This window comes from Kitasatospora sp. NPDC057223 (assembly GCF_042669755.1).
Taxonomy (GTDB): Bacteria; Actinomycetota; Actinomycetes; order Streptomycetales; family Streptomycetaceae; genus Kitasatospora.
In genome coordinates this window covers 21,161-30,833 of record NZ_JBHUWW010000111.1, presented here as the reverse complement: position 1 = coordinate 30,833, position 9,673 = coordinate 21,161, and the positions used below count along the sequence as shown (strand labels likewise).

Here is a 9,673-nt window from a genome sequence, read left to right as displayed (position 1 = left end):
GGGCCCGGACCGCATGGTCCGTGGCCGGGGCCCCGTCGTCGGCCGCCGAAGGTCAGAGCACCTGGAGGTTCTTCCGCAGCTCGAACGGGGTGACCTCGGAGCGGTACTCCTCCCACTCCTGGCGCTTGTTGCGCAGGAAGAAGTCGAAGACGTGCTCACCGAGGGTCTCGGCCACCAGCTCGCTGCGCTGCATCAGGTCGATGGCCTCGCCCAGGTTCTGCGGCATCGGCTGGATGCCCATCGCCCGGCGCTCGGAGTCGCTGAGCGCCCACACGTCGTCGTCGGCGCCCGGCGGGAGCTCGTAGCCCTCCTCGATGCCCTTGAGGCCGGCCGCCAGCGTGACGGCGTAAGCGAGGTAGGGGTTGCAGCCGGTGTCCAGCGAGCGGACCTCGACCCGGGTGGAGCCCTGCTTGCCGGGCTTGTACATCGGGACCCGGATCAGCGCGGAGCGGTTGTTGTGGCCCCAGCAGATGTACGACGGCGCCTCGCCGCCGGCACCGGCCGTGCGCTGCGAGCCGCCCCAGATCCGCTTGTAGGAGTTGACCCACTGGTTGGTGACGGCGGCCGTCTCGGCGGCGTGCCGCAGCAGGCCGGCGATGAAGGAGCGGCCGGTCTTGGAGAGCTGGTACTCGGCACCGGACTCGTGGAAGGCGTTGCGGTCACCCTCGAACAGCGAGAGGTGGGTGTGCATGCCGGAGCCGGGGTGCTCGGAGAACGGCTTGGGCATGAAGCTGGCGTGCACGCCCTGCTCCAGCGCGACCTCCTTCATGACCAGACGGAACGTCATGATGTTGTCGGCGGTCGACAGCGCGTCGGCGTACCGCAGGTCGATCTCCTGCTGGCCGGGGGCGCCCTCGTGGTGGGAGAACTCCACCGAGATGCCCATCGACTCCAGCATCGTGATCGCCTGGCGGCGGAAGTCGTGGCCCACGCCGCGCGGCGTGTGGTCGAAGTAGCCGGACTGGTCGGCCGGGATGGGCGGGGTGCCGTCGCCCGGGAGGTTCTTCAGCAGGAAGAACTCGATCTCGGGGTGGGTGTAGAAGGTGAACCCGAGGCTGGACGCCTTCTCCAGCGTCCGCTTCAGCACGAAGCGCGGGTCCGCGTACGACGGGGACCCGTCCGGCATCATGATGTCGCAGAACATCCGTGCGGTGCCGGGGGTCTCCGAGCGCCAGGGCAGGATCTGGAAGGTCGTCGGGTCCGGCTTGGCGATCATGTCGGACTCGTAGACCCGGGCGAAGCCCTCGATCGCCGAGCCGTCGAAGCCGATGCCCTCCTCGAAGGCCTGCTCCAGCTCGGCCGGAGCCACGGCGACCGACTTCAGGAACCCGAGTACATCGGTGAACCACAGCCGGACAAAACGGATGTCACGCTCTTCGAGCGTACGAAGCACGAACTCCTGCTGCTTGCCCATGGGGACAGTCTCACCTCTGCTCTTTACGTTCGTGTTACGTGAGGGACCGGCTCGTAAGCGGCTGCCCCCATCATGGCGGATCACCGCCGCGAATCCGACACCTGGTCGACCGCTGTCACGCCCCGGGCCGCCGCCCGGGCCGCCCGGGGGCCACGCCGGAGCCACCCCCGCGCCACCCCGCCGGAGACATAGCGTCAGTTAGACGATTACACTCGGGGGCATGCCGAATCTCCGTCTCGCCCTGAGCCAGATCGACCCCTCCGTCGGTGACCTCGCGCGCAACGCCGAGACGGTGGTGCACCGGACCAGGCAGGCCGCCGAGGCCGGCGCCCAGCTGGTCGCGTTCCCCGAGATGACCCTCACCGGGTACCCGGTGGAGGATCTGGCGCTGCGCGGCTCGTTCGTCGAGGCCTCCCGCGCCGCGCTGGTCGGGCTGGCTGCCCGGCTGGCCGCCGAGGGCCTGGGCGAGCTGCCCGTCGTGGTCGGCTACCTCGGCCGCTCCGAGCACGCCTCCGCGAAGCTGGGCCGCCCGGCGGGCTCCCCGCAGAACTGCGCCGCCGTACTGCACCGGGGCGAGGTGGCCACCCGGTTCGCCAAGCACCACCTGCCCAACTACGGCGTCTTCGACGAGTACCGCTACTTCGTGCCCGGCGACCAGCTGGCCGTGCTGCGGCTGCACGGCGTGGATGTGGCACTCGCCATCTGCGAGGACATCTGGCAGGACGGCGGGCGGGTCACCGCCGCCCGCGAGGCCGGCGCCGGACTGCTGCTGGTGCTCAACGGCTCGCCGTACGAGCGGGACAAGGACGACGCCCGGCTGGAGCTGGTGCGGCGCCGGGCCGCCGAGGCGGGCTGCACGCTGGCGTACGTGAACATGGTCGGCGCGCAGGACGAGCTGGTCTTCGACGGCGACTCGATCGTGGTCGCGGCCGACGGTGAAGTGCTGGCCCGGGCACCGCAGTTCGAGGAGCGGCTGATCGTCCTCGACCTCGACCTCCCGGCCGCCGGCGGCGACCACACCGACGGGCTGCTGCTCAGCGACGGCCTGCACCTCGTCCGCACCGAGCTCGGCGGCGCCCCGGCCGGAGCCCCCGCCGAGCCGCTGCATGCCGAGATCGCGCCCCGGATCGGCGACGAGGCCGAGATCTACGCGGCACTGGTCTCCGGCACCCGGGCGTACGTGCGCAAGAACGGCTTCGAGTCGGTGCTGATCGGCCTCTCCGGCGGCATCGACTCCGCCCTGGTCGCCGCCGTCGCGGTGGACGCGGTCGGGGCCGAGAACGTGCACTGCGTCTCGATGCCGAGCCGGTACTCCTCCCGGCACTCCCGCGACGACGCGGCCGAGCTGGCCCGCCGCACCGGCGCGCACCTGCGTACCGTGCCGATCGCCCCGATGTTCGACGCCTACATGGGTGCCCTCGGGCTGACCGGCCTGGCCGAGGAGAACCTGCAGTCCCGGCTGCGCGGCACACTGCTGATGGCGATCTCCAACCAGGAGGGGCAGATCGTGCTCGCGCCGGGCAACAAGAGCGAGCTGGCGGTCGGCTACTCCACCCTGTACGGCGACTCGGTGGGTGCCTACGGGCCGATCAAGGACGTCTACAAGTCGCTGGTCTTCCGGCTCGCCCGCTGGCGCAACGAGGTGGCCGAGGAGCGCGGCGAGGTGCCGCCGATCCCGGAGAACACCATCTCCAAGCCGCCGTCCGCCGAGCTGCGGCCCGACCAGGTCGACACCGACTCGCTGCCGGACTACGACCTGCTGGACACCGTCCTGGACGCCTACATCGAGGGCGACCAGGGCCGCGACGCGATCGTCGCGGCCGGCTTCGACCCGGCCGTGGTGGACCGGGTGGTGCGACTCGTCGACCTGGCCGAGTACAAGCGCCGGCAGTACCCGCCGGGCCCGAAGATCTCCCGCAAGGGCTTCGGCCGCGACCGCCGGCTGCCGATCACGAACCGCTGGCGCCAGGGCTGACCCGCGGCGGCGGCCGGGCAGCGGGGCCCGCTCCGGCCGCCGCCGGACGGGCCCCGCCGTGTTCAGCACAGGACGACCTCGGAGTCCAGCGTTCAGCGCAGGACGACCTCGCAGTTCAGCACGGCGTCGAGGGCGGCCGGATCGGCCACCACGACGTCGAAGCCGGGGCCGCAGTCGACCTGGTCGAAGCCGCCGTTGCGACTGGCGATCTGGTCGTTGCCGCCACCGCCGGAGAACGAGGCGGTGGCGGGCGCGGCGGTCCGCCCGTCCGGGTCGGTGAGGCGGTCGTTGCCGCCGCCGCCCTGGACGGTGTCCTGGCCCGGGCCGCCGTTCAGCGAGACCGGGACGGACAGGGTGGCGGCGCCGAGGGAGTCGTTCCCGTCGGCCCCGTACCCGTTGACCGCGGTGACGCTCGCGGCCGCACCGCAGGTCACCGTCGTCGGGTTGACGGCGGTGCACCCCGGCCCGGGGAGGAGGCCGGCGCTGTCGGAGACCTGCAGCAGCCCCCCGGAGGACGAGAACACCGCGGTGTTCGCCGTACCGGCGGAGGCGGAGTACTGGATCTGGGAGCCCGTGCGGGCCACGGCAGCCGGGCTGGCGGACGCCGGAGCGGCCACCGCGAAGGCCAGGCCGAACGCCGCCGCCAGCGGGACGGCGACCCGAGCCCGACGCATCGTACGCGTGGAACCCATTGCTCTCACTTCTTCTCAAAGCTGCGACGTACATTTGGTTCGTATGGATACATCGTCTACGTCCCATGCTGCGCCGGTGCTCAGCACGGGTCAAGGCCGGAAGTCGGGTGCGACATGGCTCAGAAGCGACTGACCCGCGAGCTGGTGCTGGTGACGGCACTGGCCCTGGTGGACCGCAACGGTCTCGGCGCGCTGACCATGCGCGGCCTCGCCGCCGAACTCGGCGTCGAGCCGATGGCCGTGTACCGCTACGCACCGGGCAAGGACGCCCTGCTGGACGGCCTGATCGAAGTCCTGCTCGGCGAGGTGGAGGCCGCCCTGGCGGCCGGGCCCCGGCACGGCGGCTGGCGGCAGCAGCTGCACGAGGGGGCCCGGGCCGTGTACCGCGCCGCGCTCGCCCACCCGCAGGTCGTCCCGCTGCTGGCGACCCGGCCGCTGGCGGTGCCGCTGGCCCGCCGGTCGGCCGCCGTGCTGCGGCTCAACGAGCGCATCCTCACCCTGCTCGGCCGGGCCGGGCTCGACGACCGCACCACGCTGGCGCTCTACCGGGCCATGCTCGCCTGGCTGCTCGGCTACCTGCTGGTGGAGCTGCGGGCGATGGTCGTCGACCCGGACGAGGAGGAACCCGCCATCCGGCTCGGCCTGCACCATCTGCCCAGCCGGGAGTACCCGCGGCTGCGCGCGCTGGCCCCCGCGATGGCCGACCACGACGCGGAGGCCGAGATCGCGGCCGGCCTGGACGCCCTGATCGACCGCCACGCCGGCGGCTAGGGTGCGTCCGACCGGTCAGCCCCCGAACCGGTAGCCGGCGGCGACCGCCCGGTGGTCACTGCCGTCGGAGCCGAGCACCCAGGAACTCGTCGGCTGCAGGCCGCCCTTGCTCAGGATCTGGTCGATCCGGGCCATCGGGAACGAGGCCGGCCAGCTGAAGCCGAAACCGTCGCCGGCCGCGCCCTGCGCCGAGCGCATCTGCGAGGTGACCGGCGCGAGGCTGCGGTCGTTCATCGTGCCGTTGAGGTCGCCGAGCAGCAGCACCTTCTTCAACGGCTCGGCCTCGACCGCGTCCCCCAGCGCCTGCGCGCTGACGTCCCGGCGGCCGGCCGTGAAGCCGCCCTCGGATTTCACCCGAACGGACGGCAGGTGCGCGACGTACACGGCGACCGGTCCCTGCGGGGTGGCGACCTGGGCCCGGAAGGCCCTGGTCCAGCCCATCCTGATGTCCACCACGGCCACCCCGCTGATCGGGAACTTCGACCAGAGTCCGACGGTGTTCTCCACCACGTGGTACGGGTACGTGCCGGCGAGCCCGCTCTCGTACGTACGCAGTTGCTTCCCGGCCAGCTCCTGGAGGGCGACGATCTGCGCGCCCGAGCCGTTCAGCAGCTCCACCGTGCCGGCCGGGTCGGTGTTGGCGGCGGCCACGTTGTGGGTGAGGACCGTCCAGTCGCCCGCGCCGCTGCCCTTGTCGGTCAGCAGCCCGCCGAACAGGTTGAGCCAGACCGCCACCGGGAGCAGCAGCGCCACCAGCGCCGACGCCGAACGCCGCCACAGTGCGAGCAGCAGCAGCACCGGGACGGCGAGGCCGATCCAGGGCAGGAAGGTCTCCAGCAGACTGCCGAGGTTGCCGACCGTGTTGGGCACCTCGGAGTGGAAGGCCAGCAGGGCGGCCGTGAGCACCGCGAGCACCGCGACGATCCAGCCCCGCCGCCAGGCGGAGCGGCCTCTGCCGTCCCGTCCGAAGCCGCGGATCCACCGGGTGCCCGCACCGCCGGCCGCCGGGCCGGCGTCCTGCGCCGTCTCGTCGCCCGCCGGTGCCGCTGCCCTGTCCGCCTGTGCCATGCGTGGCCCCTCGTGGTTCGTCGCCCTGCCGCTGGTCGCCGTCACCCGTCACCGTTGCCGGTTTTGTCGGATTCTCGGCTCAGCCTATGACGGGTCGGACGCAGCGGTGCCGCCCCGGGGTTCCGGCGCGGCACGGTTTCGTGACCGGGACCACTGCCTCCGGCCTGCGGCGGGACCGGCTACCGCGCGGGCGCGCGGTCGGCCGCGACACCCGCGAGCAGTGCGTCGATCACCCGCTCCGCGAGCTTCGGGTCGCTCAGGTCGGAGTCGTCCCAGAGCACCGTGCGCACCAGGATCGGACCGAGCAGGATCTCCGAGAGCAGGTCCTCACCCAGGTCGGCCCGGAGCTGGCCCTCGGCGACGCCCCGCCGGATGATCGAGCGCATCAGTTCGCGGCGCGGCTGCAGCACCCGCTGCTTGTAGGCGAGGTGCAGCTCCGGCCAGCTGCTCATCTGGCCGAGCGCGGCCTTGAGCACCCAGCGCGAGCGCTTGGCCAGCCCGCGCCGGCGCATGTAGTCGACCATCTCGACCAGGTCGTCGCGGACGCTGCCGCCGGTGAGCTGCGGCTCCGGCGCCTCCAGCCGGGCCACCACGTCGACCAGCAGGGCCTCCTTGTTGGGCCAGCGCCGGTAGATGGTGGCCTTGCCGACCCCGGCGGCGGCGGCGATGCCCTCGACGGACAGCTGGGACAGGCTCGCGCCGCCCTCCATCAGCTGCTCGACCGCGGCGAAGATGGCCTGTTCGGCGGCCTCGCTGCGCGGGCGGCCGCGGCGGGGCGTCCCACAGCTCTCGCCGGCGGGGAGGGTGCAGTCGTGCTCCGCCGCAGCCGTGGTGGCCGTGCTCCCTGTCTCCATCCCCGCTCTTCCTTCTCCCTGGTCGGTACCGGCCGCGCCCCTCCCGCGGCGCGGGTGCGGGCCCGGCCCCTCCGGCAGGAGGGACAGGGCCCATTCTCCACCTACCGGCTCAAGCGCCGGCGGACTCCCGCTCCAGCGGCCTGGCCTGCTCCGCGGCGGGCGGCCCGGCCGGGGCGCCCGGCCCGCCGGGTGCCACCCGGGCGGGCAGCAGGAACCAGGCCAGCAGGACGCCGACGGCGGTGGCGCCCGCCGAGATCCCGGCGACCACGTGCATCGCGTGGATGAACGAGACCTTGGCCGGGTCGATCAGCCCGGCGCCGTCGGGGCCGAGCCGGCCCGCGACGGCGAAGGTCGCCTCCAGCGACTCGCCCGCCTTGTCCCGCAGGGCGGCGGGGAGCTGGGTGAGCCGGTCGGAGATGCCGTCGCGGTACACGGCGGAGAGCACCGCGCCGAGCACGGCGACCCCGAGCGAGCCGCCGACCTGGCGGAAGGTGTTGTTCAGCGCCGAGCCGGCGCCGGCCTTCTCCCGGGGGAGCGAGCTCATGATCGCCACGGTGACCGGCGGCATCACGTGTGCCATCCCGGTGCCCATCACGAAGCCGAGCACCACCAGCACCCAGATCGGGGTGGTGACGTCCAGCAGGAGGTAGCCGAGGAAGCCGACGGTGATCGCCGCCATGCCGGCGGCGCAGGTCGCCCGGACGCCGAAGCGGTCCACCACCAGGCGGGCCCGGGGGGCGAAGACCAGCTGCGCGGCGGCCAGCGGCAGCATCAGCACGCCGGCGGCCAGGGCGCTGTAGCCGCGCACGCTCTGCATGTAGAAGACGCTGAAGAACGAGACGCCCATCAGCGCGAAGAACACCAGCGCGACGACCGAGACGGAGGCGCTGAACACCTTGTTGCGGAACCAGCCGACGTCCAGCGCGGGGTGGTCGGTGTGCCGCTCGTGCCAGACGAACGCGGCCAGTGCCAGCACGCCGACCAGGACGGGGACCCAGGCTCCGGCGGCGGTGAAGTCGGCCAGCTCGCCGCCCTTGATGATGCCGTAGATCAGGGCGACCAGGCCGATCACGGACAGCAGGACGCCGACCGGGTCGACCCGGCCCGGGTTCGGGTCCTTGGAGTCCGGGACGAGGACGGCCATCGCGACCAGCGCGACGGCCACGATCGGGACGTTCACCAGGAAGACCGAACCCCACCAGAAGTGCTCGATCAGCAGGCCGCCGGTGATCGGGCCGATCGCGATGGCGAGGCCGACCGCGCCGGCCCAGATGCCGATCGCCTTGGGCTGCTCGGAGCGCTCGAAGACGTTCATGATGATGGCGAGGGTGGCCGGCATCACGAAGGCGCCGCCGAGGCCCATCACGGCGCGGTAGCCGATGAGTTCGCCGGGCGAGGAGGCCAGCGCGGAGAGCAGCGAGCCGAGGCCGAACACCAGCATGCCGGCCAGCAGCGTCTTCTTGCGGCCGAAGCGGTCGCCGAGCAGGCCGGCGGTGAACAGCAGGCCGGCGAAGACCAGCGTGTAGGAGTTGATCGCCCATTCGAGGTCGCTCTGGCCGGCGCCCAGGCCGACCGGGGCGGGCGAGGCGATGGTCTTCATCGCGACGTTCAGGATCGAGTTGTCGAGGACGACGACGAGCAGGGCGAGCACCAGGGTGCCCAGGATCGCCCAGCGGCGGCGGTGGACTGCTTCGGGCACTCGGGGTGGCGCGGTGGCGGTGGTCATGGCTGTTCCCGTCCGGACGTGATGAGACTGGCGGGACTTTACGAGACGAATACGTCTCGCAACCCCCTCCGGCAGCGTAGCGCCGATTTCGATACGAGACGACCTCGTATCGTAAACTTGTGGCAAATCCCGGGTTCCGCCGTGATGTGCCGCAGATCGCACCCGGCCGCCCGCACGCCTCTTTGCGCCCGCGTCGAGCCGTGCAAGCATGGAGGTGATCCGGGGACGCCGTACGGCGCCACGAGACCACAACCCTTCAGGAGCCTGTTCGATGAACGCTTCTTCGCCTTCGCCCTCGCCTGCCCGGGGCCAGGCCTCGACCGCCACCCTCTACGGCGGCGTCACCAACCGCCGGGTCACCGTCCGCGACCTCGCCGCAGCCAAGCAGCGCGGCGAGAAGTGGTCGATGCTCACCGCCTACGACGCCCTGACCGGCGGCGTCTTCGACGAGGCCGGCATCCCGGTGCTGCTCGTCGGCGACTCGGCCGGCAACTGCCACCTCGGCTACGAGACGACCGTGCCGGTGACCATGGACCAGATGGTGATGCTCTCCGCCGCCGTCGTCCGGGGCACCAAGCGCGCCATGATCGTCGCCGACATGCCGTTCGGCTCGTACCAGGAGTCCCCCGCCCAGGCCATGCACAACGCCGCCCGCCTGATGAAGGAGGCCGGCGCCGGGGCCGTCAAGCTGGAGGGCGGGGAGCGCAGCGCCCGCTCGATCGAGCTGCTCGTCGAGGCCGGCATCCCGGTGATGGCCCACATCGGCCTCACCCCGCAGTCCGTGCACGCCTTCGGCGGCTACCCCGTCCAGGGGCGCGGCGACGAGGCCGCGCACCAGCTGCTGCGGGACGCCAAGGCCGTCCAGCAGGCCGGCGCGTTCGCCGTCGTCCTGGAGGCCGTGCCGGCCGAGCTGGCCGCCCAGGTCACCGAGGAGCTGGCGATCCCGACCGTCGGCATCGGCGCGGGCGTGGACACCGACGCCCAGGTGCTGGTCTGGACGGACATGGCCGGCATGACCGCGGGCCGGGTGCCCAAGTTCGTCAAGCAGTACGCCAACCTGCGGGCCGTCCTCGGCGACGCCGCCCGCGAGTTCGCGGCCGACGTCTCCGCTGGGGCCTTCCCGGCGGCGGAGCACAGCTTCAGCTGACACCGGTACGGCGGGGCGGGTCCACC

General features: G+C 72.5%; 8 protein-coding genes. 3 read left to right on the top strand and 5 right to left on the bottom strand.

What is annotated here, in order from left to right; all coding sequences use genetic code 11:
- Window positions 1–52 precede the first annotated feature (52 nt).
- Complete coding sequence (gene glnA / locus ACFUK0_RS30285; protein WP_380255654.1) at window positions 53–1,414, bottom strand: type I glutamate--ammonia ligase; 1,362 nt, start codon at window positions 1,412–1,414, stop codon at window positions 53–55.
- 220 nt (window positions 1,415–1,634) lie between these two features.
- On the opposite strand from glnA, the gene ACFUK0_RS30280 reads away from it, so the two are divergent.
- Complete coding sequence (locus ACFUK0_RS30280) at window positions 1,635–3,389, top strand: NAD+ synthase (protein WP_380255653.1); 1,755 nt, start codon at window positions 1,635–1,637, stop codon at window positions 3,387–3,389.
- Window positions 3,390–3,481: 92 nt separating this feature from the next.
- On the opposite strand, the gene ACFUK0_RS30275 is transcribed toward ACFUK0_RS30280, so the two are convergent.
- A complete protein-coding gene (locus tag ACFUK0_RS30275) occupies window positions 3,482–4,081 on the bottom strand; it encodes a hypothetical protein (RefSeq protein WP_380255652.1) in 600 nt (199 codons plus the stop codon).
- A 114-nt stretch (window positions 4,082–4,195) separates the two neighbouring features.
- On the opposite strand from ACFUK0_RS30275, the gene ACFUK0_RS30270 reads away from it, so the two are divergent.
- Window positions 4,196–4,852, top strand: coding sequence for a TetR/AcrR family transcriptional regulator (locus tag ACFUK0_RS30270; protein WP_380255651.1), 657 nt, complete (start codon window positions 4,196–4,198; stop codon window positions 4,850–4,852).
- A 15-nt stretch (window positions 4,853–4,867) separates the two neighbouring features.
- Here ACFUK0_RS30270 and ACFUK0_RS30265 read toward each other — a convergent pair whose 3' ends face one another.
- From ACFUK0_RS30265 to ACFUK0_RS30255, 3 genes are all read right to left on the bottom strand, one after another.
- The gene (locus ACFUK0_RS30265) at window positions 4,868–5,920 is read right to left on the bottom strand and encodes an endonuclease/exonuclease/phosphatase family protein (protein WP_380255650.1); all 1,053 of its coding nucleotides are present in this window, start codon (window positions 5,918–5,920) and stop codon (window positions 4,868–4,870) included.
- A gap of 179 nt (window positions 5,921–6,099) precedes the next feature.
- The gene (locus tag ACFUK0_RS30260; protein ID WP_380255649.1) at window positions 6,100–6,774 is read right to left on the bottom strand and encodes a TetR/AcrR family transcriptional regulator; all 675 of its coding nucleotides are present in this window, start codon (window positions 6,772–6,774) and stop codon (window positions 6,100–6,102) included.
- 109 nt (window positions 6,775–6,883) lie between these two features.
- Window positions 6,884–8,500, bottom strand: coding sequence for an MFS transporter (locus ACFUK0_RS30255; RefSeq protein WP_380255648.1), 1,617 nt, complete (start codon window positions 8,498–8,500; stop codon window positions 6,884–6,886).
- A 271-nt stretch (window positions 8,501–8,771) separates the two neighbouring features.
- Here ACFUK0_RS30255 and panB point away from each other — a divergent pair, with 271 nt between their 5' ends.
- On the top strand, window positions 8,772–9,647 hold the full coding sequence (panB, locus tag ACFUK0_RS30250; RefSeq protein WP_380255647.1) for a 3-methyl-2-oxobutanoate hydroxymethyltransferase: 876 nt from the start codon (window positions 8,772–8,774) through the stop codon (window positions 9,645–9,647).
- Window positions 9,648–9,673: the final 26 nt, after the last annotated feature.

Bases quoted from the DNA above. Each gene is read 5' to 3' on its own strand.
- ACFUK0_RS30265 (WP_380255650.1), bottom strand. From the start codon at position 5,920: ATGGCACAGGCGGACAGGGCAGCGGCACCGGCGGGCGACGAGACGGCG.
- ACFUK0_RS30280 (WP_380255653.1), top strand. From the start codon at position 1,635: ATGCCGAATCTCCGTCTCGCCCTGAGCCAGATCGACCCCTCCGTCGGT.
- ACFUK0_RS30275 (WP_380255652.1), bottom strand. From the start codon at position 4,081: ATGGGTTCCACGCGTACGATGCGTCGGGCTCGGGTCGCCGTCCCGCTG.
- glnA (WP_380255654.1), bottom strand. From the start codon at position 1,414: ATGGGCAAGCAGCAGGAGTTCGTGCTTCGTACGCTCGAAGAGCGTGAC.
- ACFUK0_RS30270 (WP_380255651.1), top strand. From the start codon at position 4,196: ATGGCTCAGAAGCGACTGACCCGCGAGCTGGTGCTGGTGACGGCACTG.
- panB (WP_380255647.1), top strand. From the start codon at position 8,772: ATGAACGCTTCTTCGCCTTCGCCCTCGCCTGCCCGGGGCCAGGCCTCG.
- ACFUK0_RS30255 (WP_380255648.1), bottom strand. From the start codon at position 8,500: ATGACCACCGCCACCGCGCCACCCCGAGTGCCCGAAGCAGTCCACCGC.
- ACFUK0_RS30260 (WP_380255649.1), bottom strand. From the start codon at position 6,774: ATGGAGACAGGGAGCACGGCCACCACGGCTGCGGCGGAGCACGACTGC.